Source organism: Nocardia sp. NPDC004278 (assembly GCF_053602975.1).
In genome coordinates this window covers 130,050-154,711 of record NZ_JBSGEQ010000003.1, presented here as the reverse complement: position 1 = coordinate 154,711, position 24,662 = coordinate 130,050, and the positions used below count along the sequence as shown (strand labels likewise).

At 65.4% G+C, this 24,662-nt stretch carries 22 protein-coding genes and 1 riboswitch; of the genes, 4 read left to right on the top strand and 18 right to left on the bottom strand.

All coding sequences use genetic code 11. The features are described 5' to 3' along the window. Window positions 1-403 precede the first annotated feature (403 nt). Entirely contained in the window at window positions 404-2,404 is a 2,001-nt protein-coding gene (locus ACWEO2_RS05655) for an APC family permease (protein WP_452404279.1), read from the bottom strand. A 177-nt stretch (window positions 2,405-2,581) separates the two neighbouring features. Between ACWEO2_RS05655 and ACWEO2_RS05650 the strand changes: the two genes are divergently transcribed. Continuing rightward, on the top strand, window positions 2,582-2,866 hold the full coding sequence (locus ACWEO2_RS05650) for a hypothetical protein (protein ID WP_354957092.1): 285 nt from the start codon (window positions 2,582-2,584) through the stop codon (window positions 2,864-2,866). On the opposite strand, the gene ACWEO2_RS05645 is transcribed toward ACWEO2_RS05650, so the two are convergent. From ACWEO2_RS05645 to ACWEO2_RS05600, 10 genes are all read right to left on the bottom strand, one after another. Then, window positions 2,867-3,952, bottom strand: a complete 1,086-nt coding sequence (locus ACWEO2_RS05645) for a winged helix DNA-binding domain-containing protein (protein WP_452404278.1) — start codon at window positions 3,950-3,952, stop codon at window positions 2,867-2,869. 69 nt (window positions 3,953-4,021) lie between these two features. After that, complete coding sequence (locus ACWEO2_RS05640) at window positions 4,022-4,462, bottom strand: carboxymuconolactone decarboxylase family protein (protein WP_354957090.1); 441 nt, start codon at window positions 4,460-4,462, stop codon at window positions 4,022-4,024. 65 nt (window positions 4,463-4,527) lie between these two features. Beyond that, window positions 4,528-6,105: a PstS family phosphate ABC transporter substrate-binding protein gene (locus tag ACWEO2_RS05635; protein WP_452404277.1), complete on the bottom strand. Its 1,578-nt coding sequence runs from the start codon at window positions 6,103-6,105 to the stop codon at window positions 4,528-4,530. A 133-nt stretch (window positions 6,106-6,238) separates the two neighbouring features. After that, window positions 6,239-7,312, bottom strand: coding sequence for a PHP domain-containing protein (locus ACWEO2_RS05630; RefSeq protein ID WP_452404276.1), 1,074 nt, complete (start codon window positions 7,310-7,312; stop codon window positions 6,239-6,241). Between the two features lie 5 nt (window positions 7,313-7,317). Continuing rightward, a complete protein-coding gene (locus tag ACWEO2_RS05625) occupies window positions 7,318-7,899 on the bottom strand; it encodes a dihydrofolate reductase family protein (RefSeq protein ID WP_354957511.1) in 582 nt (193 codons plus the stop codon). A gap of 57 nt (window positions 7,900-7,956) precedes the next feature. Continuing rightward, entirely contained in the window at window positions 7,957-8,823 is an 867-nt protein-coding gene (mutM, locus tag ACWEO2_RS05620) for a bifunctional DNA-formamidopyrimidine glycosylase/DNA-(apurinic or apyrimidinic site) lyase (RefSeq protein ID WP_452404275.1), read from the bottom strand. Window position 8,824: 1 nt separating this feature from the next. Next, a complete protein-coding gene (gene rnc / locus ACWEO2_RS05615; RefSeq protein WP_452404274.1) occupies window positions 8,825-9,547 on the bottom strand; it encodes a ribonuclease III in 723 nt (240 codons plus the stop codon). A gap of 22 nt (window positions 9,548-9,569) precedes the next feature. Then, window positions 9,570-9,752: a 50S ribosomal protein L32 gene (rpmF, locus tag ACWEO2_RS05610; RefSeq protein WP_014987105.1), complete on the bottom strand. Its 183-nt coding sequence runs from the start codon at window positions 9,750-9,752 to the stop codon at window positions 9,570-9,572. Between the two features lie 61 nt (window positions 9,753-9,813). Continuing rightward, a complete protein-coding gene (locus ACWEO2_RS05605; RefSeq protein WP_452404273.1) occupies window positions 9,814-10,440 on the bottom strand; it encodes a YceD family protein in 627 nt (208 codons plus the stop codon). 106 nt (window positions 10,441-10,546) lie between these two features. After that, window positions 10,547-11,293 (bottom strand): DivIVA domain-containing protein, encoded by a 747-nt coding sequence (locus tag ACWEO2_RS05600; protein WP_452404272.1) that lies wholly within the window; start codon window positions 11,291-11,293, stop codon window positions 10,547-10,549. A gap of 391 nt (window positions 11,294-11,684) precedes the next feature. Between ACWEO2_RS05600 and ACWEO2_RS05595 the strand changes: the two genes are divergently transcribed. Further along, window positions 11,685-12,200 carry a GtrA family protein gene (locus ACWEO2_RS05595; protein ID WP_452404514.1) on the top strand — a complete coding sequence of 172 codons (516 nt, stop codon included), beginning with the start codon at window positions 11,685-11,687 and terminating at the stop codon, window positions 12,198-12,200. A 211-nt stretch (window positions 12,201-12,411) separates the two neighbouring features. Here ACWEO2_RS05595 and coaD read toward each other — a convergent pair whose 3' ends face one another. From coaD to ACWEO2_RS05580, 3 genes are read right to left on the bottom strand one after another with little or no spacing between them, the layout of a single operon-like run. Beyond that, window positions 12,412-12,897, bottom strand: a complete 486-nt coding sequence (gene coaD, locus ACWEO2_RS05590; RefSeq protein ID WP_452404271.1) for a pantetheine-phosphate adenylyltransferase — start codon at window positions 12,895-12,897, stop codon at window positions 12,412-12,414. 54 nt (window positions 12,898-12,951) lie between these two features. Further along, complete coding sequence (rsmD, locus tag ACWEO2_RS05585; RefSeq protein WP_452404270.1) at window positions 12,952-13,512, bottom strand: 16S rRNA (guanine(966)-N(2))-methyltransferase RsmD; 561 nt, start codon at window positions 13,510-13,512, stop codon at window positions 12,952-12,954. Continuing rightward, window positions 13,509-16,913, bottom strand: coding sequence for a pyruvate carboxylase (locus ACWEO2_RS05580; RefSeq protein ID WP_452404269.1), 3,405 nt, complete (start codon window positions 16,911-16,913; stop codon window positions 13,509-13,511). Before ACWEO2_RS05580 ends, rsmD begins: the two co-directional genes overlap by 4 nt. Before the next feature lie 348 nt (window positions 16,914-17,261). After that, a riboswitch (cobalamin riboswitch) is annotated at window positions 17,262-17,502 on the top strand. A gap of 161 nt (window positions 17,503-17,663) precedes the next feature. On the opposite strand from ACWEO2_RS05580, the gene metE reads away from it, so the two are divergent. Next, window positions 17,664-19,928: a 5-methyltetrahydropteroyltriglutamate--homocysteine S-methyltransferase gene (metE, locus tag ACWEO2_RS05575; RefSeq protein WP_452404268.1), complete on the top strand. Its 2,265-nt coding sequence runs from the start codon at window positions 17,664-17,666 to the stop codon at window positions 19,926-19,928. Window positions 19,929-20,319: 391 nt separating this feature from the next. Here the strand turns inward: metE and ACWEO2_RS05570 are convergent, their stop codons facing one another. The 3 genes from ACWEO2_RS05570 to prpB all read right to left on the bottom strand — a co-directional run bounded on the left by ACWEO2_RS05570 (window position 20,320) and on the right by prpB (window position 22,860). After that, on the bottom strand, window positions 20,320-20,703 hold the full coding sequence (locus ACWEO2_RS05570; RefSeq protein WP_354957522.1) for a nuclear transport factor 2 family protein: 384 nt from the start codon (window positions 20,701-20,703) through the stop codon (window positions 20,320-20,322). Window positions 20,704-20,806: 103 nt separating this feature from the next. Further along, window positions 20,807-21,949: a bifunctional 2-methylcitrate synthase/citrate synthase gene (locus ACWEO2_RS05565; protein WP_452404513.1), complete on the bottom strand. Its 1,143-nt coding sequence runs from the start codon at window positions 21,947-21,949 to the stop codon at window positions 20,807-20,809. A 2-nt stretch (window positions 21,950-21,951) separates the two neighbouring features. Next, the gene (prpB, locus tag ACWEO2_RS05560) at window positions 21,952-22,860 is read right to left on the bottom strand and encodes a methylisocitrate lyase (RefSeq protein WP_452404267.1); all 909 of its coding nucleotides are present in this window, start codon (window positions 22,858-22,860) and stop codon (window positions 21,952-21,954) included. A 26-nt stretch (window positions 22,861-22,886) separates the two neighbouring features. Here prpB and ACWEO2_RS05555 point away from each other — a divergent pair, with 26 nt between their 5' ends. Next, window positions 22,887-23,102 (top strand): DUF1737 domain-containing protein, encoded by a 216-nt coding sequence (locus ACWEO2_RS05555; protein ID WP_452404266.1) that lies wholly within the window; start codon window positions 22,887-22,889, stop codon window positions 23,100-23,102. An 8-nt stretch (window positions 23,103-23,110) separates the two neighbouring features. Here the strand turns inward: ACWEO2_RS05555 and ACWEO2_RS05550 are convergent, their stop codons facing one another. After that, window positions 23,111-24,634 carry an MmgE/PrpD family protein gene (locus ACWEO2_RS05550; protein ID WP_452404265.1) on the bottom strand — a complete coding sequence of 508 codons (1,524 nt, stop codon included), beginning with the start codon at window positions 24,632-24,634 and terminating at the stop codon, window positions 23,111-23,113. Between the last annotated feature and the right edge of the window lie 28 nt (window positions 24,635-24,662).

Sequence of the window (24,662 nt, the reverse complement as noted above, 5' to 3'; positions counted from 1 at the left end):
AATCGTTCACCAACGTGCTCAGTGGACAGCAGATCCGAAGAGGCAATGGGCGCCGCAAGCGGCGCGAATAAGCCTGCGCTCATGACCATCCTTCCAGGGACAACCTTGGGCACATCCACCCAGCGACTCGGTGCGCTGGGCGCCGAACAAGCTGGCCGCCGCGGCGGAGGTGGAGACAGAGCCTGCACCGCCGTCCATCAGGGCTCGGTTGGCCTGGTCACGCCGATCGGCGTGAACAGGGGGGCCGCACCAAGACGTACCTCATCGCGACCCATTCAAACCAGGCAGTTTGTCCGAAATCTTACATAGTGAGATTTCAGACCGCGCTGACCGCCCTCGAAATCAAGGGGCCTTGCACGGTCTTGACATATATCGAAATGGTAGTGACGCCGGCGGCGGCTGGTCAGCGCGCAACCGTATCCGCGATGCCACGCCGGACCTCGCCGGGACTGTGCTCGACGCGCGGCACGGCTCGGGCGGCCGAGGAACGAAGTTGCCAAGGCACACTGGTCACCATCACCCCCGGCTCGAAGAGCAGGCGGGCCTTCAGCCGCAGTGAGCTCTGGTTGTGCAGCAGGTTCTCCCACCAGTGCCCGACCACGTACTCGGGGATGAAGATGCTGATCACATCGCGCGGCTGGGATTTGCGCATCCGCTTGATGTAATCGATGACCGGACGGGTGATTTCGCGGTAGGGCGATTCGATCACCTTGAGCGGTATGGCGACATCGTGGCGTTCCCAATCCTGGTGCAGCTGACGGGTATCGGCGTCATCGACATTGACGGTGATCGCCGTGATGGTGTCCGGCCTGGTGGCACGGGCGAACTGAACGGCGCGCCGAGTTGCCTTGTGCCAGCCCGATACCAGCACCAGGGCATGTACCCGGGCAGGCAGGGTCTCCGACTCGTCATCGACATCGAGTTCGGCACGCACGGCGGTGTAGTGACGGTGGATCAGATACATCAGCACCACCAGGATCGGCATCGCGAAGACGACCAGATACGCGCCGTGGGAAAACTTGGTGATCATGACGACGACCAGAACGACGCCGGTGAAGCAGGCGCCGAACGCGTTGATCAGGCGCCCCCGATGGATGCGCAACTTCTCCGATGATGTTGTCGCGGTGGCCAGTTCGCGGTTCCAGTGCCGAACCATACCGGCCTGGCACAGGGTGAACGAGGTGAATACGCCGACGATATAGAGCTGGATCAGGCGCGTCGCCGAACCGTCGAAGGCGTAGATGAGCACGCCCGCGATGACCGCGAGCAGGATGATGCCATTGGAGAAGGCCAGCCGGTCGCCGCGGGTGTGCAACTGCCGCGGCATGTACCTGTGTTGCGCCAGAATCGAATTCAGCAGCGGAAAGCCGTTGTAGGCGGTGTTCGCCGCGAGGATCAGGATCAGCGCGGTCGTCACCATGAGGAAGTAGAACGGAATACTGTTGCCGCCGAAGACCGCGGCGGCGATCTGTGCGATCACGGTGCGTTGCGGATCGGCATTGCAGTCGCCCGGAAATCCGATGAGATCGCAGGTGTTCTCGGTGACCCTGGTGTGGGTGATCATCGCGAGCGCGGTGACACCGCCGAACATGGCGATCGAGATGACACCCATCGCCGTCATCGTGCGGGCGGCATTGAGCGCCTTGGGCTTACGGAATGCGGGTACCCCATTGGAGATGGCCTCCGCGCCGGTCAGCGCGGTACAGCCGGACGAAAAGGCACGCAGGACAAGGAAGGCCAACCCGGCCGCGCCGAGTCCGAACTGTTCGGCATGGATTTCGTAGTGTGCGCTCTCGGCGACCGGCGCGTGCCCCAGCGCGGTCCGGCCGAGTCCGACGACAACCATGACCATTACCCCGACCACAAACGCATAGGTCGGCACCGCGAACGCCCGCCCGGATTCCCGCACGCCACGCAGATTCATTGCGGTCAGGAAGGCAATGAATCCGATATTGATCGCGACCCGGTGCGCATTCAGATCGGGCACCGCGGAGATGATGTTGTCCACTCCAGCGGCGACCGAGACCGCCACCGTCATCACATAGTCGACGAGCAGCGCCGCCGCGACCACCAGGCCCGGCACCGCGCCCAGATTCTTGGCGACCACCTCATAGGAACCACCGCCGGACGGATAAGCCTGCACCACCTGCCGATAGGACAGCACGACGACGGCCAGCAGCACGATCACCGCACCGGCGACCCACGGCGCCAAATGCAGATAGGCCAGCCCGCCGAGGGTGAGAATGAGCAGGATTTCCTGTGTCGCATATGCCACCGAGGACAGCGGGTCGCTGGCGAAGATCGGCAGCGCAAGTCGCTTCGGCAAAAGCGTTTCACCGAGCCTGTCACTCCGGAACGGTCGCCCCAGAACGAGACGTTTGACGAGGTCGATCGGTGAAGCCACGATGGGCCAGCCTAAGGCCGCAGGATAGGTACGACCGTGCCAGCAGCCGTATTGATTTCGTAAAAATCGGTACGGCGCCCCACAAAGATCTCCTCAGGAACGCCCGCGTCCAGGGCCGCGCGACTCGATCGATAGTCGCTCTACCATGCGCGGTATACGCATACATATAATATAGCCATGTTCGATCCGATCAGCCTCGCCGTCGGGGCCGCAATCGCCGGTGTCGGCTGGGCGGCCGGGCGCTTCGGGCGGCGCACGCCCGCCGAACCTGTCAAAGCGCGCTGCGGCTGCGGCCACGACCTCGCGCTACATGATCCAGAGGCGGGCGTCTGTCACGTCGAGACAAGTCGAAAGACCGGATACGGCATGCGTGCATGGGTTCGATGCGGTTGCCGCCGCTACACGGGTCCGATACCGGTCGAGGAATTCTTCAGTCGACCGATCATGCCGTCGACCGACTGATCAGGCATCGATCACCACCTTGCCGGTGGCCTCCGGTGCGATGAAGCCGAGCAGGTGCTCCGCCTCGGCACGTACGGCGTCCTCGTCCGCCGCCGAGAGCGGATGCCATGGCTGGATGCGCACGGTATCGCCGACCAGCGACCAGCGACCGTGCACGAATCCGTCGACCAGATACATCGGCACACCGGCCGAGGCCACCTTGGCGATCCGGTTACGATCCTCGTCATCGATCACCCTGCGGCGGTCCTTGTGGCCGAGCAGCGCGTTATCGAAGGCGGGCAGAAAGCGCACGGGCACTTCGAGATTCGCGTCCGCCAGCGGTGCATCGGGCAGGTCGAAGAGCTCCTTGCCGAACTCATCGCGGAAGACGCGCAGGCGCGGACGCAGGCCGTCCATCACCGCGGCCAGTTTGGTGACACCGGCCCATGCCTGCACATCGGCCACGCTCGCCGGACCGAAGGCCGCCAGATAACGCAGGATCAGCGTCTCGGGTTGTGCCTCGGCCATGGGTGCGCCGATCCACTCCTCGGCGATATTGATCGTGACGGACCGATTGCGCCACGCACCCCACGCCCCGGTGTCCGGACCGTGCACCACCGGAACCAGCACCTCCACCGACTCCGCCAGCCGGCGGGTGTGGCGATCCGGAAAGCGTTCGGCGAGTAGCCTGCCCAGCTGCGCACGCGACATTTCCCGACCGGACAACAGCTCGCGGCCAGCCGCGGCGAGCTCGTCGAGATCGATGCCCTCGATCTCGGCGCGGTAGTACGGCGCCTGCAGCGCCGCATGCACCACCGGCCGCACGGTCGGGCGCAACCAGCGAAAGTCCTCGGCGTCGGCCAGATGGACGGTGCGACGGATCATGGTGGAGCGCACCAGCCTTCGATCCCGCAGCAGTGCGGCGAGATCCTCGTGCCGGAACCCGTTCAGCCGCGCCCACAACCCGACATACGGCCAGTTCGGCTCCTGCCCCTGCACAGCGACCAGATGCCGGACGAGTTCGAACGGGTTCAACTCGACCCGTTCCACCAGCATCTGGCGCACCAGCAGGGTGCGGTTGAGCTGTCGCAGCGATAATTCCGTCACGGCGCCCATTCTGTCCTAGGCGTAGCGATCGTTTGCGGGGCGCTCGAAAAGGCCAGCCGCCGACATTGATCAGACCGCGGCGGGCTGCATGCGCAGCGGCACGCCGATCCGGTTCCACAGGTTGATCATCGCGGTGACCGCGACCAGACCGGCCCGCGCGCCCTCATCGAAGTTCTTCTCGACCTCGGCCCAGATCTCATCGCCGACACCGTGCTCGCCGAGCTTGGTGACCGCTTCCGCATAGGCGAGCGCGGCCCGTTCGGCCTCGGTGAATTTCACCGACTCCCGCCAGGCGTTGAGGTAATAGATCCGCTGTTCGGTCTCCCCTGACATCCGCGCGTCGGTGGTGTGCATATCGATACAGAACAGGCAGCCGTTGATCTGGGAGACACGAATCTTGACCAGTTCCCGCACGACCGGGTCCAGCGGTCCGCGGCGGATGGCTTGTTCGGCGGCGAACCAGGCCTGATAGATCTCGGGTGCCACCTCGGCGAGCTGCATGCGTGACATAGGTCGTCCTCTCTCGATATCGCTTACCCGAGTTAGACGGGACGGCCGCCGAATCTGTGACAACGTCACGAAGTCGGTAGACAGCGACCGCGATCCGGCAGCTCACCGCACGGCTCATTGCCGTGCTCGCGCAGCACATCCTTACCCGTGAGATCGGTCAGGAAGTGCAGGAAGCTCGCGCCGAGCGAATCGCCAGGGAGTTCGCCGTAGCTGTAGGCGTATTCGACGCCCCAGAACGGATAGGTGCGGTTGACGGCGGCGGCACGGTCGGCGGTTACGCCGCCGATGGCCAGCGTCTTGGCACCGGACTTCACCGCCTCGGAGAACTCGCTGTAGCCGATGGCGCCCGGAATCTCGCTCACCGCCTTCTGCATATCCTTGGTGACCTGCACATCGCAATATTTGGCCGCCGAGGGCACCGAATCCTTGATCGCGACACAGCTCACATGCGGGCGATCGGGCTGCGGACCGCCGAGTATCCGGCGCTCCAACGTATTTCGGGTGCCGGATCCCGGTATCCGATTGACCAGCACAACGGGCAGATCGGGACCGCCGAGTTCGCGCCAGTTGGTGATCCGGCCCTGATACAGATCCTGGATCTGCGCCACGGTCAGATCGGTGATGCCGACATCCTTGTGCACGATCACGGTGAACAGCGACAACGCGAGCGGACGGTCCAGCAACGGTTGATAGCCATCACCCTTCGGGCCGTCGCTGATCGTCAGCAGATCGGGATCGTCCTTACCCGCTTCGGCGAGGCGGTCCAGACCGCGTTCGGTGCCCTCGAATCCAAAGGCGAATTCCGCTCCGGTGCAGCGCTTCCCGTACTGGGCCGCCGCATCTCGAATAACGGGCTCGAACGCCGACGAACCGACCAGCGTGAGTTTGCCAGCGGCACAATCCAATGGCGTCGGGTCGGGCTCCACCGCGGATACGACCAGCTGGACGCCTATCACCGCGACCAGGAAGGCGACGAGCGCCACCATTACTCGCGAAATACCGGTGCGACTCTGGGTTTCGATGATTCGCCCACCCCTGATGCCACCGCGCAGCACCGGTGTCGGATACTCCCCTGTGCCCTCCGAGCGCTGCAGAATCGCCAGGATCTTGTAGTGATCGGCGCGATTCAGCAGCACTCTCGGCAGATCAATGACACCGATATGCCCGGCCGTATCCTCGCGGACCGCGATGCCCGAATCCCGGTCCAGCGAATCGGCCAGCCCCGGATGGCTGAGCTCGGTCACCGCCATACCGATTACCCGGCGCTGCGGAAAGTTCAGATGTAGGCCGACCCGGCCCGCCTCGGGCGCCTGGTAGTCGTGCGTGTCGATCGGTGTCGCACCGCTGTTTTCGATGCGGACCAGCACTACCGACAGATCCTTCAGCGGCGGACTCACCCCATCGTGTTCCGGACGCAACTGGGGCAATACACCTGGAAAGACCGATTCGATCTCACCGGTGACCGGCGTATCCATCTGCACGCGATAGCCGAGTTCCTTGCGTCCGACGAATACGAACTCCCAGAGGAATGCGATGATCGGCACCACGATACCGATGAGCGCAAGGACGATTTCGATCGGAAATCCGCCCACCAGTGCAGCCACCCCCAAGAGATCTATGTGCCAACCATTTTCGGGCGTCATCCGGCCTGATCCCGAATCCCGCACGATTGTTCGGCAACAGTTAACCCGGCGTCCAACCCGGCCGTGCGATCAGGTGTGCGTTACTGCGATGCGCCGGTCGCGGTCGATCTGCCCACCCCGACGGCCATCGCGATCAAACCACGTCCGCGGTCGCCGACTCCGTCCATGCCAGCAGCTTGTCCACCGGCCAGGTATTGATAACCCGTTCCGCCGCAACACCATTCGCGACGGCGCGCTCGCAGCCGTAGCCCTGCCAATCCAATTGGCCCGGGGCATGCGCATCGGTGTCGATCGAGAAGTAACACCCCATCTCATCGGCCAGCCGCAGCAGCCGAGAGGGCGGGTCGAGACGTTCGGGACGGCTGTTGATCTCCACGGCCGTGCCGTAACTCCGGCATGCCTCGAAGACCAGCTCGGCATCGAAAGTCGACTCTGGCCGAGTACCCCGCTCGCCGGTGATCAATCGGCCGGTGCAATGCCCGAGCACATCCACATTCGGATTCGCGACCGCGTACACCATTCGCTTGGTCATGGTCTCGCTTTCGGCGCGCAGATGCGAATGTACGCTCGCGACGACGATATCCAGCTCGGCGAGCAGATCGGCCTGCTGATCCAGGGTCCCGTCATCGAGGATGTCCACCTCGATCCCGGTGAGGATTCGAAACGGCGCCATCCGCTCGTTGAGCTCCGCGACCACATCCAGCTGCCGCCGCAGTCGGTCGGCGGAAAGTCCGTTCGCGACGGTCAGCCGCGGCGAATGATCGGTCAGTGCGCAGTATTCGTGACCGAGCGCGGCGGCGACACCCATCATCTCCGCGATCGGACTGCCGCCATCGGACCAATCGGAATGCGTATGCAGATCACCGCGCAACTGAGCCCGCAGCGGCTTACCGGGTGTGCCGATCGGCTGCGCGGCCTGGCGCAATTCGCTCAAATATGCTGGTACCGCACCGGAATACGCCTGTTCGATGACGGCGGCGGTCTTCGGTCCGATGCCCGCGAGCTCGCGCCAGCTGCGCGCCGCACGATGGGTCGCGAGCTCGTCGTCCGGCATCCCCGCCACGATATCGGCGGCTCGCCGGTAGGCCTTCACCCGATGTGATTGCGCCCGTCCACGTTCGAGCCAGAAACCGATCTCGCGCAGCGCCTCCACCGGACCCGGACCATTGCCCGGATCCGGTACGGCGACCGAATCATCTTGCACCACAGCAGCTATCGAATCCTGCTGTACTTGATGAAGGCCACCCCGTCCTCGAATACCCGGCTGGTGATCACCCGGAACCTGGCCGCGTCCGGCAGTCGCGACCCGGAACCGAACAGTGAACGGCCACGGCCGAGTACGACCGGATACAGCTTCAGGAAGATCTGATCGATCTCCGGCAGCAACACCTGCGCCAGTTCCCCGCCGCCGCACAGCCAGATCCCGAGTCCGTTTTCCCGCTTCAGCTCTTGCACTTTCGCCAGCGGATCGGCCGAGATCAGCTCGACCGAAGGATCCGGGCTCTCCGGCAACGTCGTCGATACGACGAACTGCCGCAGATGCGCATACGGGCTCGAGGTTCCGGTGCGAACACCGAAGTCGTGGGTCTTGCGACCCATCAGCACGGTGTCGAAGTAACGGTTGCGCTTATCGATGCCGAGGGCCTCTCGCACCTTCGTCGGCAGGGTCTCGGGGTACTGCGCGGTGATCGCCGGGCCGTGATCGCCACCGACCGGAAAGAAGTCGACCGACCCCTCCTCGGTGGCGATGAACCCATCGATTGTCGAGGCGACGTAGTAGGTGAGTTTGCGCATTTGTCCTTCCTCCACGGCCGGTCTGGTTTCCGAACCGCCTAGAAGAACGGTAGCTCGCTAATGCGACCGGCGGCGGGCCTTCGGCTGGCAGCGCGGGCAGGAGTAGGAAGAACGATTCATGAACTTCTCGCGCAGGATGGGCGCACCGCAGCGACGGCAGGGTTCGTCTTCGCGGCCGTAGACCGCGAGCGCGCGTTCGAAGTAACCCGATTGGCCGTTGACATCGACATATAGCGCGTCGAAGGAGGTGCCACCGGCGGCAAGCGCCTCCCCCATCACGGCGCCGACCTCGGCGAGCAGGGTGCGCACGGCGGGTCTGGTCAAGCCGGACGCCAGCCGATTGCCATGGATTTTCGCGCGCCACAGCGATTCGTCGGCGTAGATATTGCCGACCCCGGAGATCACCGTCTGATCGAGCAGAACGCGTTTGATCTCGGTCTGTTTGGCGCGCAGCGCGGCCACCACGACTTCGGGGTCATAGCGCGGATCGAGCGGATCCCGCGCGATATGTGCGACGGGCTCGGGCACCGAGGTGCCGTCCACCTCGACCAACGGCGCGAGCGCCCACCCGCCGAAGGTGCGCTGGTCGACGAAGCGCAGCTGGCTGCCGTCGTCGAGGGTCGCCAGGATATGCGCGTGCTTCTCCACGGGGGCATCGGCAGGTTGCACCAGCATCTGCCCGCTCATTCCGAGATGGACCACCAGCGAGGTATCGGGTTCATCGAAGGTGAGCCACAGGTACTTGCCGCGACGTTCGGCAGCCGCGACCCGCAGACCCTTCATCCGAGCCGTCAGATCGTCGGCGCCTTCCAGATGGCGGCGCACCGACCTGGGGTGGGTCACCGTGACAGATTCGATGACCCGCCCGACGACATGTTCGGCGAGTCCGCGCCGAACGACCTCGACCTCGGGAAGTTCGGGCACGTCAGACTTCGTCGGTCAGCGACTGATAGGCGGCGCCCGCGGCCTTCTGCTCGGCTTCCTTCTTGGAGCGGCCGACGCCCTGACCGTACGGACGACCGCCGATCACGGTGGTCGCGGTGAATTCCTTGTCGTGGTCGGGACCTGTCGAGGTGATCTCGTAGCTGGGCACACCGAGACCGCGCTCGGCGGTGAGCTCCTGCAGACTGGTCTTCCAGTCGAGCCCCGCGCCCATTCTCGGGCCGCGCTCGAGCAGGTCGGCGAACAGCCGCAGCACCACCTCACGCGCGACATCGATACCGTGCTCGAGATGCACCGCACCGAGCAGTGACTCCATGCCATCGGCGAGAATGCTCGGCTTGTCCCGGCCGCCGGTGAGCTCTTCGCCCTTACCGAGCAGCAGGTGCACGCCGAGCCCGCCTGCACCGAGCCCGCGCGCCACCTCGGCGAGCGCGTGCATATTCACCACGCTCGCCCGCAGCTTGGCCAGTTCGCCCTCGGACTTGTCCGGGTGCTCGTGGTACAGCCGCTCGGTAATGCTCAGGCCGAGGACCGAGTCGCCGAGGAATTCCAGACGCTCGTTGGTCGGCAGCCCGCCGTTCTCATATGCGTACGACCGGTGCGTCAGCGCCAGCCGCAGCAGATCGGCCGACACGTCGACGCCGAGCGCCGCGAGTAGGCTCGCATGTTCACTGGACGGGCCGGGTTCGTCCTTGCTGGCGGTCACGTCGATACGACAGGTCGAACGATCAGACAGCAGCGGTAACCTGGCGGCCCTTGTAGGTGCCGCAGGAGGGGCACGCGATATGCGGCAGGGTCTTCTCGCCGCAGGCGCGGTTCGGGCACGTGATCAGGGTCGGCGCGGTGGCCTTCCACTGGCTGCGCCGCGACCTGGTGTTGGAACGGGACATCCGGCGCTTGGGAACGGCCACGACTACTTCTCCTCTTGTCCTATTGCTCGCCAGTTAGGCAGCACGGTCTTACTGGTCTGGTCTAAACGTCTGGGTCGGCACCCGCATCGGGGCTGCCATTGCCGGGCGACTCGGTGGCGAACTTCGCCAACCCGGCCCAGCGAGGGTCAAGTATCTCATGCCGGTGGTCCGAACCCGCAATCGCCATCCGGACACCGCATTCCGGACACAGACCCGCGCAGTCCGGAGTGCACAGCGGCTGCAGCGGCAGCTCCAGGCCGATCTGGTCCGTGATCACCAGTTCCAGGTCGATCTTGTCGTCCACCAGGCGGTAGATCTCGTCGTCCTCGGTGGTCTGCTCGGTGGTGCTGTCCGGATAGGCGAACAGTTCCGTGAGGTGAATGTCCACCGTGCCGGTGAACGGTTCGAGGCAGCGCGAACACTCCCCCGCCGTCGGCGCGGTGACCGTCCCGGTGACGAGCACACCCTCGGACACCGCCTGCAACCGCAGATCGAGATCCACCTCGGCGCCCGCCGGAATGGCGATCAGATCCAGCCCGATCCGCTCGTCGGTGGTGACCACGCGATGCAGCTCTTTCATCGTGCCGGGGCGACGGCCCAGGCTGATGACATCCAGCACGAAACCCGCGTCCGGCGTGCGGCGCGAGGCCGTACGAGGACGCGATGCGGAACCGGAACCGGCGGACATCACGAACTCACTTCACATTCGAGGGGAAATGGGCAACCACTCAACAATACGCGAGAGCACGGTGTACGCCCAAACCGACTGAAACATGCCGAATCGGTGCGGAATATCAGCGGCGATAGTCGGCCGCGTAATCCGGAGCGCCCGCACCGGAACGCAGTTGGTGACGCCCGCCGCGGACGGTCCGCAGGGTGGCGTTGAGGTTCTCTTCGAAGTCGGCGAGCCTGCTGTCGACATAGTGGTCGCACTCGTCGCGCATCCGTTCGACCTCTTCATGTGCGCCGTCGATGAGCCGGGCCGATTCGGCGTGCGCGGCGCGCACCACCTCGGTCTGCGTGACCAGGCGATCGCGCTCGGCCTCACCCTCGGCGACCGAGCGGCCATAGGAGGCCTTGCCCGCCTCGATCATCCGCTCGGATTCCACGCGCGCCCGGCCGGTGACGGCCTCGAATTCGGCATTGCCGTCGGCGACGACGCGGTCGGCCTCGGCCTGGGCGGTGTTGACGAGATGATCGGCGTGCGCGCTGGCCTCGGCCACCATCCGGTCGGCGTGCGCCTTGGCGTCGGCGAGGATCCGGTCGGCCTCCTCGCGGGCCGATCCGATGGTCTGCTCGGCCTGTTCGTTCGCGGTCGTCACCGTCGTCTCGGCGGCGGAACGGGCATCGGAGACGATCTTGTCGCGATGGTCGAGCACATCCTGGGCGTCGTCGAGTTCGCCTGGCAGCGCATCGCGCACATCGTCGAGCAGTTCGAGCACATCGCCGCGCGGGACGATGCAGCTGCGGGTCGGCGGGATGCCGCGTGCTTCCTCGACAATGGCGACCAGCTCGTCGAGTGCTTCGAATACGCGATACATGCTCTTACCCCACTCTCCTGCAGACCTACGGCGAAATTTCCGCCGAAGCCCAGTGTGCCCCTCGTCACGGCTCGTGCCGAGTCACCCATCGGTGTGTCGTGCGGGTGTCTCGTACGCCACAAAAACAAGTGGAGGATACGTCTCCACTTGGTGTTACATTTATCCAGAAGGTCCGAACAAGATCTTCTTAAGTGGATCGCAGGCCCCGACCGGGACTGTGGAGATAGAGGAGGCCAACCGGGCGGATTCCTTCACCCGACGATTGACTAGTTCCGATTGTTCAGTACATACTGAACACGCAATACGTGAGGAACCTCTCGAGAGTCGGCGGAAGGATGCGATGACCATCGCGGTTATCCGTACCGAAGGCTCGTGTGGGATCGGAAAGACAATGACCGTACTGGAACTACCGCGGACGGCGGCACTGCCGACGAGTAGTTTGTATACGCCGTGGGCGGGGCCGTACCCGGTCCTGCGTATTGCGACGGCGTATCGGTTCGCCCAGCTCATGCAGTACCTGCGCGGCGATCGGGCGCTGGCCCAGTTGATCCGCTTCGCCCTGGTCGGCGGTTCCAGCAACGTTGCCTATGTGCTGTTGTTCTTCGCGATGCACGGCGTCGGCCCACTGGTCGCCAATATCGCCGGCTCGATCGTGAGCACTGTGATCGCCAATGAACTGCACCGTCAGCTCACCTTCCACGCGGCGGGCCGGGTCGGCTGGTTCACCGCACAGTGGGAGGGCGGCGGACTCGCGCTGGTCGGGCTCGGCATCACCACCGCCGCGCTGGCCGCGCTCGAGGTATGGACCCCCGGCATGGGCAACACGTTCCAGGCCACTGCCATCCTCGCCATTACCGCCGCGGTCGGCGGCATGCGCTTCCTCGCCCTGCGCGGCCTGGTCTTCTGAGATGCTCCCCCGCCTCCCCGCGCCTTTTGCCGGTCGTAAGTGCCACGAAAATCACGTCCCTCCCGGACCGGCGGTTGGGAGTTGCATGTCGTTTGGGCGTACCCGGCGAGTTACCCATGTACGCACGAAATCAGTCGGCCAGTAGCAGCCCTAATACGATTCGCCTCGGTCCCGAGCTTGGGACCGAGGCGAATCGTATTAAGAGCTCCGCTCAGCCTTTCCGTTCCGCCAGGCGATCGAGTAGGCGCTTGTGGACGGCGGGCGGGAGCATATCGGTGACATCGCCGCCGTAGGCCGCCACCTCCTTGACCAGCGAGCTGGACAGGTAGCTGAAGGTCGGGTTGGTGGCGATGAAGAAGGTGTCCACGCCGGAGAGCTTCTTGTTCATCTGGGCCATCTGCAGTTCGTAGCCGAAATCGGTGGCATCGCGCAGACCCTTGACGATTGCGGTGAGGCCCTCCTGCTTGGCGAAGTCCACAAGCAGGCCCTGCCAGGACTCCACCCGCACATTGGGCAGGTGCGCGGTGGCCTCGCGCAGCATCTCCATGCGTTCCTCGACACTGAACATGCCCTGCTTCTTGGGATTGACGCTGACGGTCACCACGACCTCGTCGAACTGCACCGCAGCCCGGGCGAAGACGTCGATATGTCCATTGGTCACCGGGTCGAATGAGCCCGGGCACATCGCTCCTGCCATGGACAGACGGTATCAGGAACTCCGATGGCCACCTCGGACGCCGCGATGGCGGAGTTACTCCGAGGCGAATTCGGCTAGTTCGATGCGGGTTTCGCCATATTTACGCGCCTTCGCCGGGATATAGCCTGCGGGCCAGACGATCTCGGGTGAGCGGCTGGAGCGCTCGACGGCGACGAATGCGCCGGGCGCCAGCCAGCCGTGCTCGACCAGGGCGCGCAGGTCGGCGGTGACCGCGGTGGTGTCGACGTCGTAGGGCGGATCGGAGAAGACCACGTCGTAGCCCCCCGCACCGCCACCGGCCAGAACGCTGGCGACGGCCCCGATGCGGAGTTCGGCGCCGGGCAGCCCGAGATCGGCGATATTGCCGCGCACGATCGCGGCGGCCTTGCGATCGGATTCGATGAGCAGGGCGCTGGTGGCGCCGCGCGAGAGCGCCTCCAGACCGAGCGCGCCGGATCCGGCGTACAGGTCGAGCACCCGGACGCCGTCGAAATCGATGCGGGCGTCGAGCGCGCTGAACAGTGCCTCGCGCACCCGATCCGAGGTGGGCCGGGTACCGGCGGGCGGGACGCGCAGTCGCCGCCCGCCCGCGCTGCCCGCGACGATCCGGGTCATTCCGCCGCGGACTCGCGCACGGTCAGTTCGACCAACAGGTCGCCACCCTCGACCTGCTGCACCTTGCCGATCGCGACCCGCCCGACGATGCCGGCACGCGGTGCGGTGATCGCGGCCTCCATCTTCATCGCCTCGATGGTGCCGATGATGTCGCCCGCCGCGATCGAATCGCCTTCGGACACAGCCAAAGTGACCACACCGGCGAACGGCGCGGCGATATGGCCCGCATTGTTCTTATCCGCCTTCTCCGCGGCCGGGATATCGCTGGCGACGGAGCGATCTCGCACCGCGACCGGGCGCAGCTGGCCGTTCATGATGCACATGACCGTGCGCATACCGCGCTCGTCGGGTTCGGAGATCGCCTCCAAGCCGATCAGCAGGGTGACACCCTTCTCCAGCTGCACGCGGTGTTCCTCACCGCGGCGCAGACCGTAGAAGAACTGGTTGGCCGACAGGCCCATGGTGTCGCCGTACTTCTCCCGGTGGGCGTTGAATTCGGCCGTCGGGCCGGGGAAGAGCAGCCGGTTGAGGGTGGCGCGGCGCTGTCCGGAGGTTCCGTTCAGTCCGGCTTCGTCCTCGGCGGTGAGCGGTGTCTCGGGCTTGGCCGGACCACGGCCGGCCAGTGCGCGACTGCGGAACGGTTCGGGCCAGCCGCCGGCCGGGGTGCCGAGTTCGCCACGCAGGAAACCGATTACCGAATCCGGAATGTCGTAGCGCCCCGGATCGGCGGCGAAACTCTCGATGTCGACACCGGTACCGACCAGTGCGAGTGCGAGGTCGCCGACCACCTTCGAGGACGGGGTGACCTTGACCAGGCGGCCCAGCAGCCGGTCCGCCGCGGCGTATTTCGCCTCGACCTCTTCGAAGCGGTCACCGAGGCCGAGTGCGATGGCCTGTTGCCGCAGATTCGACAGCTGACCACCGGGGATTTCGTGGGTGTAGACCCGTCCGGTCGGCGCGGGCAGCCCGGATTCGAAGGGCGCGTACACCTTTCGCAGCGCCTCCCAGTACGGCTCCAGATCGCAGACGTTCTGCAGGTTCAGGCCGGTGTCGAATTCACTGTGCGCCGCCGCCGCGACGATCGCGGAAAGTGCAGGCTGTGAGGTGGTTCCGGCCATCGCGGCGCTCGCACCGTCGACCGCGTCGGCGCCGGCATGCCAGGCGGCCAGATAGGTCGCCAGCTGACCGCCGGGGGTGTCGTGGGTGTGCACGTGGACCGGCAGATCGAAGTTGCTGCGCAGCGCGGTAACGAGTGTCGCCGCCGCGGGTGCCCGCAGCAGACCTGCCATATCCTTGATGGCGAGCACATGCGCGCCGGCGTCGACGATCTGCTCGGCCAGCTTCAGGTAGTAGTCGAGGGTGTAGAGCGTCTCGTCCGGGTTGCTCAGATCGCCGGTGTAGCTCATCGCGACTTCCGCAATGGCCGTACCGGTTTCGCGCACCGCATCGATGGCCGGACGCATCTGGTCGACATTGTTGAGCGCATCGAAGATGCGGAAGATGTCGATGCCGGTTGCGGTCGCCTCCGAGACGAACGCGCGCGTCACCTGCTCGGGGTAGGGGGTGTAGCCGACGGTATTGCGGCCGCGCAGCAGCATCTGCAGGCAGATGTTCGGAATCGCCTCACGCAACGCCGCCAGCCGCTCCCACGGATCCTCGTACAGGAAGCGCAGCGCCACATCGTAAGTCGCGCCACCCCACGCCTCGATGGAGAGCAGTTCCGGTGTCAGGCGTGCGACATGTCCGGCCACACCGAGCAGACCGTTGGTACGCACGCGCGTGGCCAACAGCGACTGGTGTGCGTCGCGGAAGGTCGTATCGGTCACCCCGACGGCCTGCTGCGCACGCAGCGCCTGCGCGAAACCCTCGGGGCCCAAGCGCAGCAGACGTTGCCGAGAACCGTCCGGCGGGGGCACGCTCAAATCGATGGCGGGCAACTTATCGTGCGGATACACCGTGGTCGGGCGCTCACCATGCGGCTTGTTCACGGTGATATCGGCCAGGTAGTTCAGGATCTTGGTGCCGCGGTCGGCCGAGCCGCGCAGGGTCAGCAGCTGCGGGCGCTCATCGATGAACGAGGTGGTGACCCGGCCCGCCTTGAAGTCCGGATCGTCGAGCACCGCGAGCAGGAACGGAATATTCGTGGTGACGCCGCGGATGCGGAACTCCGCGAGCGCACGGCTGGCCCTGGCCACCGCCGCGGGCAGATCGCGACCGCGGCAGGTGAGCTTGACCAGCATCGAGTCGAAGTAGGCGCCGATCTCCGCGCCCAGATTCGCACCGCCGTCGAGACGGATGCCCGCACCGCCGGGGGTGCGGTAGGCGGTGATGCGGCCGGTATCGGGGCGGAAGCCATTGGCCGGATCCTCGGTGGTGATCCGGCACTGCAGGGCAGCACCGCGAATGGTGACCTTCTCCTGGCTCAGGCCGAGCTGTTCCAGGGTCTCCCCCGCCGCGATGCGCAGCTGGGACTGCACCAGGTCGACATCGGTGATCTCTTCGGTCACCGTGTGCTCGACCTGGATGCGCGGATTCATCTCGATGAAGACGTGGTTGCCGCGCTCGTCGAGCAGGAATTCGACGGTGCCGGCGCAGCTGTAGCCGATCTGGCGGGCGAAGGCGACCGCGTCATTGCAGATGCGCTCGCGCAGTGCCGGATCGAGGTTGGGTGCCGGGGCGAGCTCGATCACCTTCTGGTGGCGACGCTGCACCGAACAGTCGCGCTCGAACAGGTGCATGACATTGCCGTGCTGGTCGGCCAGGATCTGCACCTCGATATGGCGCGGATTCACCACGGCCTGTTCCAGGAAGACCGTCGGATCGCCGAATGCCGACTCCGCCTCGCGGGAGGCGGCCTCGATCGATTCGCGCAGCTGTGCCGGATCGGCGACCCGCCGCATACCGCGGCCGCCGCCGCCCGCGACGGCCTTGACGAAGATCGGGTACTCCAGTTCCTGAGCGGCCACGAGCAGCTCGTCGACATCGGCCGACGGCGCGCTCGAACGCAGTACCGGCAGTCCGGCCGCCCTGGCCGCCTCGATCGCACGGGCCTTGTTACCCGCGAGTTCGAGTACCGCGGCGGACGGACCGATGAAGGTAATACCCTCGCGCGCACAGGCCGCCGCGAGGTCCGGGTTCTCCGACAGGAAACCGTAGCCGGGGTAGATGGCGTCGGCTCCGGCGGACTTGGCCGCCGCGATGATCGCCTCGATGGACAGATACGCCCGGACGGGGTGGCCCTGTTCGCCGATCTGATAGGACTCGGCTGCCTTCAACCGGTGGACCGAATTGCGATCCTCGTACGGGAATACCGCGACGGTTCCGATGCCGAGTTCGTAGGCCGCGCGGAAGGCACGGATCGCGATCTCGCCACGGTTGGCAACCAAGACTTTCGAGAACATTGACCTAAGGTACCCGGCCCGGAATGCAGCCCTGACAGGGAAGTCCCCTTCGCAGGAATCTTCACAACCATTCCTAGCAGACTTGCGAAGTTGTGTTCATCCAGTCGTCACATACTGTGTTGAATTTGCCGCGCCTGCGGCGCGGCGTGTTCGCGGCCCCGAAAGTCAGCATCGCGTAGCGATTCGGTGGGGGGTGGCGGTCGGGCGAAGGGTGGGCCTGCGCAGCGAACATCATGATCACAGGTATGCCGTCAAAACCCGGTTGCGCGCCCGCCTATGCTTGGTGTTGCAGCTGGTTCGCCGTGCGCAGACGAGATGGAGCCCCGACGTCGCGTCAACGGAGTCGAGTTCGCCCACCGGAATACTGGTGTGCGGACGAGAGGGAACCCGGTGAGAATCCGGGACTGTCCCGCAGCGGTATGCAGGAACGACCGCCGTCATCAGCACTGGGTAGGCCGTAGCGATTGCTTGCCGATCGCTCGAAACGGTCAGCCCGGGAAGCGACGGCCAGTAGGTGAGCCCCGTACGGGGTCGGCCAGAAGGCCCGTGCCCGCAAGTCCGAAGACCTGCCAGCCGTGTCGGATACGCCGTATCCGGCGGCCACCGCCTCGTGGATTGGGCGCGCGGACCACCAGTGCGACCTGTCGGGCTCCATAGTTGGTTTTTCCAGTCGTTGGATTTTCCGGCACGTCACTTGGTCTCCGTGAGCTCGTAGGGCGATGGTCTTCGATCTCAGCACTGGAGAAATTCGTGACTGTTTCGCATAACCCGTTCACCGCAACGGTTCTCGGTCTCCCGCGGGTGGGGCCGCACCGTGAGCTCAAGCGTGCCACCGAGTCGTACTGGGCCGGACACATCGACGCCGAGCAACTGCACGCGATCGCACGCAACCTGCGGCGCAATCAGCTGACCGAATTGCATTCGGCCGGACTCGATGCCATTCCGGTCGGCACCTTCTCCTATTACGACCAGGTGCTCGATACCGCCGTGCTGCTCGGAGCGCTGCCGCCCCAGGTGGCCGGAATCGCCGATCCGCTGGATCGCTATTTCGCCGCGGCGCGCGGCACCGATACGGTCGAGCCCCTGGAAATGACCAAGTGGTTCGATACCAACTACCACTATCTGGTGCCGGAGATCGGCCCGGAGACCGCGTTCTCACTGCACCCGTCGAAGGTGCTGGATGAACTGCAGGAGGCGCTAGCCCTCGGGGTGCCCGCGCGGCCGGTGGTGGTCGGTCCGATCACCTTCCTGAAACTGGCGAAGGCGACGGGCGGTGCCGCGCTCGATCGCCTCGACGAGTTGGTGCCGCTCTACCGTGAGCTGTTGCGGCTGCTGGCCGTGGCAGGTGCGGAGTGGGTGCAATTCGACGAGCCGGTGGTGGTCACCGATCTGACCGCCCACGAGATCGACCTGATCCAGCGCACCTATGCCGAGCTGTCGGCCGCGACGGATCGTCCGGCGCTGCTGGTGGCGACCTATTTCGGCAGTCCCGGCCCGGCGCTGGCCGCCCTGGCCGAGACCGGAATCGAAGGCATCGCAGTGGACTTCACCACTGCCGCCGATCTCTCCGCGGTGGCTGGGGTACCGGCGCTCGCGAACAAGCTGCTGGTCGCGGGTGTGGTCGACGGCCGAAATGTCTGGCGGGCCGATCTGGATCGGGCGCTGACGACACTCGGCGCGCTGCCGGGTTGCGCGAAATCCGTTGCGGTGTCGAGTTCCTGCTCACTGCTGCACGTGCCCTACACGCTGGCGCCCGAAACCGGCCTCGACGAACGGTTGCGCTCGTGGCTGGCATTCGGTGCGGAGAAGGTCGCCGAGGTGCGCTTGCTCGCGACCGCACTGAGCGCGGGGCCGGAGGCGATCACCGCCGAATTGGCCGCCGCCCGTTCGGCACTTGCTACCCGGCGTACCGATCCCAGGCTGGACAATCCGCAGGTCCGGGCGCGGTTGGCGGCGCTCGGTCCGGATGCCACCCGGCGGTCCCCCGCGCCGCAGCGACGGGTGCTGCAGGCCGAACGGCTGCGGCTGCCGTCATTGCCGACCACGACGATCGGTTCGTATCCGCAGACCTCGGCGATCCGGCTCGCGCGGGCGGCACTGCGCAAGGGCGAGATCGATGCGGCCGAGTACGTGCGTCGGATGCGCTCGGAAATCGCCGATGTCATTGCGCTGCAGGAGAAATTGGGGCTCGACGTGCTGGTGCACGGCGAGCCGGAACGCAATGACATGGTGCAGTACTTCGCCGAACAGCTCGACGGATTCGCCGCCACCGAAGCGGGCTGGGTGCAGTCCTACGGCACCCGCTGCGTGCGGCCGCCGATTCTGTTCGGCGATGTGGCCCGACCCGCGCCGATGACCGTCGACTGGATCGGCTACGCGCAATCGCTCACCGATAAGCCGGTCAAGGGCATGCTCACCGGCCCGGTGACGATTTTGGCCTGGTCGTTCGTGCGCGACGATCAGCCATTGGCGGATTCGGCACGCCAGGTGGCATTGGCAATAAGGGACGAGACGATCGATCTGCAGGCCGCGGGCATTCGGATCATCCAGGTCGACGAGCCCGCACTGCGGGAGCTGTTGCCGCTGCGCGCGGCCGACCAGGGCGCGTATCTGGGGTGGTCGGTCGGGGCGTTCCGGCTGGCGACCTCAGGGGTATCGGATGCCACCCAGATCCACACCCACCTGTGCTATTCGGAATTCGGCGAGGTCATCGATGCGATCGCCGGACTCGATGCCGATGTCACCTCGATCGAGGCGGCGCGTTCACATATGGAAGTGCTCGACGACCTCAACGCACGCGGCTTCGATCTCGGCGTCGGACCCGGTGTCTACGACATTCACTCGCCCCGGGTGCCGAGCGTCGAGGAGATCACCGCTTCGCTGCGCGCGGCGTTGAAAGCCGTTCCCGCCGAACGACTCTGGGTCAATCCGGACTGCGGGCTGAAGACCCGCGGGCCGGTCGAGGTCGAGGCCTCCCTGCGCAATCTGGTCGCGGCCGCGGCCGCGGTGCGCTGAATATCTCGGCATGACCGAATAGCGCCCGCCCTCCCCGTTCACGGGGAGGGCGGGCGTATCCGGCACCGGGTGCGTGGTCGAGGGGACCACTCGCGCCATCAATGAAATACACTACGTATCAAGGTGATTCGGTCCCAGGAAACGGTCGCAGCCGGCGGCGGGGCGGGTGCCTGTCACAAACCTCACCATTGCGCACAATCGGCCGCATCCGCGACCGAGCACTCAATCCCCGTCGCCAACCCGCAGGACATCCCGAGCAACGATCCATACGTAACCCCTCCTCATACGTCGCCATCAGATATCACCCCCGATGCCCTATTCGACGCGCGCCCGAACGATTCGGTTCCCGAATTCCCAAAGATCTTTCCGGGCGGACATCGGGCGGGAACCGCTACTCGGCGGCGTCGGTGCCGAATGCTCGGTTTATGGCAGCCATATCGAAGTAGTCGCGCCAGGCGGTGATGGCACCGTCGGCGACTTCGAAGACGCCCATTACCGGCAGCGGGGTGTCTTTGCCGAGGCCGCGCAGGGTGTCGGTGCGTTCGTTCATCACGATATTGCCGCTGGCGACCTGGTGGTGGATATCGAAGTCGATGGATTCGAAGCTAGTGAGGAATCCGGCGATGAACTCGCGTATGGCGGCACGGCCGTGGATCGGCTCCATCGGAATGTTGTGGTAGACGGCGTCTTCGGCGAAGAAGGCACTGATCCGGTCCGGGTCGGGATCGGCCCAGCTGCGGCACATGGCGGTGACGATATCGTCGGGACTCGACATTCGGTTCGCTCGCTTCCTTGCGCCCATGCGATGGGCACATCGGTCGATTCGATCTCACCGATTACACCAAACAGTCGCTTGGTCGAGGAGGGCTTCGCCGCGATCATCCGTCGAGGCTGTGCGCCGCCGCCCCCGAGACCAGCAGTTCGCGCTGCGGCACCCCGACGTATTCGGACAGCGGACGGATGAGGGCATTGGCGGCGGACTGCTCGATGATGTGGGCGGTCCACCCGGTAATGCGACTCATCACGAAGATGGGTGTGAACATCTCGATGTCGAAGCCCATCAGGTAGTAGGTGGGACCGGCGGGAAAGTCGAGATTGGGCTCGATGCCGGTGGCCTCGGCCATGGCCTGCTCCAATGCGGTATACATGCGCAGCCAGCGCTGACCGCCGGTCACCTCGGCAACTCGCGCAAGAGCATCGCGCATTGTCGGCACCCGCGAGTCGCCGTTCTTATAGACGCGATGCCCGAACCCCATCACCTTCTGTTTGCCGGACAGCTTCGCGCGCAACCACTCCGCAGCGCGTTCGGGCTCACCGATCTCCAGCATCATGTGCATGACGGCCTCATTGGCGCCACCGTGTAGCGGACCCTTGAGCGCGCCGATCGCCGCGGTGATCGCGCTGTACATATCCGAGCGAGTCGAGGTGACCACCCGCGCGGCGAATGTGGATGCGTTGAAACTGTGTTCCGCGTATAGGATCAGTGAAATCTCGAAGGCGCGCACGATGCGCGGATCCGGAACCTTTCCGAAGCACATATTCAGAAAGTTCTCCGCGAAGCCCAGTTGTGCGTGCGGCGCAATAGGATCCAGCCCATGGCGGCGGCGCATATCGGCCGCGATCACCGTGGGCAGCGCCGCGGTCAGTCGCAGCGACTTCGCCAAGAGCGCCCGATCATCCTGCGCGGCATCGAGATCCGGATCCTGGGCGCCCAGGTAGCTGACCACCGTCCGGACCACATCCATCGGATGACAGTTGTCCGGCAGCTTCTCGATCAGCGACAGGATCGACCGATCGACGCGACGCTGTGCGCGTTCACGCTGGCACAGTCGTTGGAGTTGGGCGGCATCGGGCAGTTCGCCATACCACAGCAGATACGCGACCTCCTCGAAACCGCAGTGCCGCGCCAGATCCTGCACCGCATAGCCGCGGTAGGTCAGCGAATTGGTCTCGGGCACCACCTTGGAGATGCTGGTGGTATCGACCACCACCCCGGCCAAGCCCTTCTTGATATCGGTCATGGTCACTCGCTCACGGTGAAATTGAAGATTCCGGAATCGAAGTTGTTGTACTGCTGGTAATCCAGCAATTCGTAGAGCCGCGCCCGGTGCTGCATCTGCCGCACCAATCCGGATTGCGTTCCGGTGTTGATGATTTCACGCAGACCCCGCTCGACCGCGTACATCGCCAAGCGCAATGTGGTTACCGGATAGATAACGGCGTTATAGCCGAGATCGGCCAGCGTGCCCGCGGACAGCAGCTCCGACTTGCCGAACTCGGTCATATTCGCGAGCAACGGAATATCCACCGCCGCACGAAACTTCGCGAATTCGGCGGCGTCGGTCAGCGCCTCGGTGAAGATCAGATCCGCACCGGCGTCGGCATATGCCCTGGCCCGGTCGATCGCCGCGTCCAGCCCTTCGGTCCCCCGCGCATCGGTGCGCGCGCAGACGACGAAATTCGGGTCACGCCGGGCCGCGACCGCGGCACGCAAGCGGCGAACCATCTCGGCAACCGGAACCACCGCCTTACCGTCGAGGTGACCACAGCGCTTGGGATTCACCTGGTCTTCGATATGACAGCCCGCCAACCCGGCATCTTCCAGCAGGGTCACCGTGCGCGCCGCATTCATCGGCTCGCCGAATCCGGTATCGGCATCGATCAGCACCGGCAGATCGGTCACCCGCGCGATCTGCTGTCCGCGCGCGGTCACCTCGGTGAGCGTGGTCAGCCCGATATCCGGCAGCGCGAGTTCGGCCGAAACCACCGCTCCGGAGACATAGACGCCCTCGAAGCCGAGCTGCTGAATCAGCTTGGCCACCAGCGGATTGAATGCCCCGGGCCAGCGCTGGAGCCGCCCGGAGGCCAACCCGGACCGCAGCGCCGCACGCTTATCGGCCGCACTCGTGGCGGCGGCCAGCAGTCCGGTCACCGCGACCGCCGCCCTAGGCTGGACCGATGAGCGAAACTTCGCACAGCGATTCGATGCCGGGTGGTGGGTCCGAAGATCACCGCCTGCGCTACCGACTGATCACCGGCGTCGACGACGCTACCTTCTGCGAGCGGATCAGCGGCCTGCTCGATCAGGGTTACCGGCTGCACGGATCGCCCGCCGTCACATTCAACGGCACCGAGGTGATCGCCGCACAGGCGCTGGTCTGGGGCGAGGAGTAGGGCGAGCATCAGAAGATCCCCTCCCGTGCCATCGGCGCCCGCCCCAGGACCTCGGGCGATACGGTGAATGTCAGCTGATCCAGTGCACCGGCGGCCAATGCTGGCGTGCGCTGCACTGCGTCGAGGAAGCGTTGCTGCTCCGCGGGATCGATGACACCCTCGGCGAGCGTTCGGAACTTCGCGAGGTATTGCTCGCGGGCGAACGGCCGCGCGCCGAGCGGATGCGCATCGGCGACCGCGAGTTCGTCGATGATCGTTTCGCCGCTTTTCAGGGTCACGACAGCCCGTGCCCCGAAGGCCTTTTCATTCGGATCAATGGCGTGATAGCGGCGAGTCCACTCCGGATCCTCGACGGTAGAGATCTTGCGCCACAGCGCGACGGTATCGGCCCGGCGTGCGCGCTCGGGCGCATACGACCGCTCGTGATGCCAACCGCCGTCTTGCAGTGCGACCGCGAAGATATAAGGAACGGAATGGTCGAGCGTCTCCCGACTGGCCTGCGGATCGAACTTCTGCGGATCACCGGATCCGGTGCCGATCACCACATGCGTGTGCTGGCTGGTGTGCAAAACGATCGTGGCGATCTGATCGAGATCGCCGATGCGCGAATGCATTCGGCGCGCGAGATCGATGGGTGCCTGACTCTGGTATTCGGCCGAATGCTCCTTGGTGTAGCTGTCCAGGATCGCGCGCTTGGCTTCGCCCGGGCTCGGCAGCGGCACCTGGTATTCCGCGTCCGGACCGCCGAGCAGCCAGGCGATGACGCCGTCCGCGCCCTCCCAGATCGGCGCGGGCGCACCCTCGCCGCGCATGGCGCGATCCACCGCCTCCACCGCCATCTTCCCGGCAAATGCGGGGGCATAGGCCTTCCAGCTGGAGATTTCACCCTTGCGGGATTGCCGGGTCGCGGTAGTGGTGTGCAGCGCCTGCCCGATCGCCTGATAGATCGTCTCGGTGTCGAGTCCGAGCAGCGTCCCGATGCCCGCGGCAGCGGACGGACCGAGGTGGGCGACGTGATCGATCTTGTGCTCGTGCAGGCAGATTCCGCGCGCCAGGTCGATCTGGATCTCGTAACCGGTGGCCAGGCCACGGATCAGCTCGGCGCCGCTGCGTCCGGTGTGCTGGGCGACGGCGAGAATCGGCGCGATGTTATCGCCCGGATGCGAGTACTCGGCGGCGAGGAAGGTGTCGTGAAAGTCGAGTTCGCGCACCGCGACTCCATTGGCCAACGCGGCCCACTCCGGCGACACCCGGTCGGGCGCGGGCAGCCCGAAAACGGTGGCACCCGCCCGACCCGGCCGCGGCAGGTACGGCTGCGCAACAGCCTGTGCCCGCGCGCTGGCCACCGGTCCGCGAACCAGGGCGGCCGCGGCGACGGCCGCATTGTCGATGATCCGGTTCACGATCATCTCGGCCACCTCGGCGCGCACCTCGACCGGATCGGCGGCAACCTCGGCAATCTTGGCGGCCAGATGTTCCGAGCGCGGAAAGTCCTCGGCGGCGCCGCGGGCGCGTACGATATGTGTCTTCATCCATCCTCCGGTTACATGCGGCGGGCCA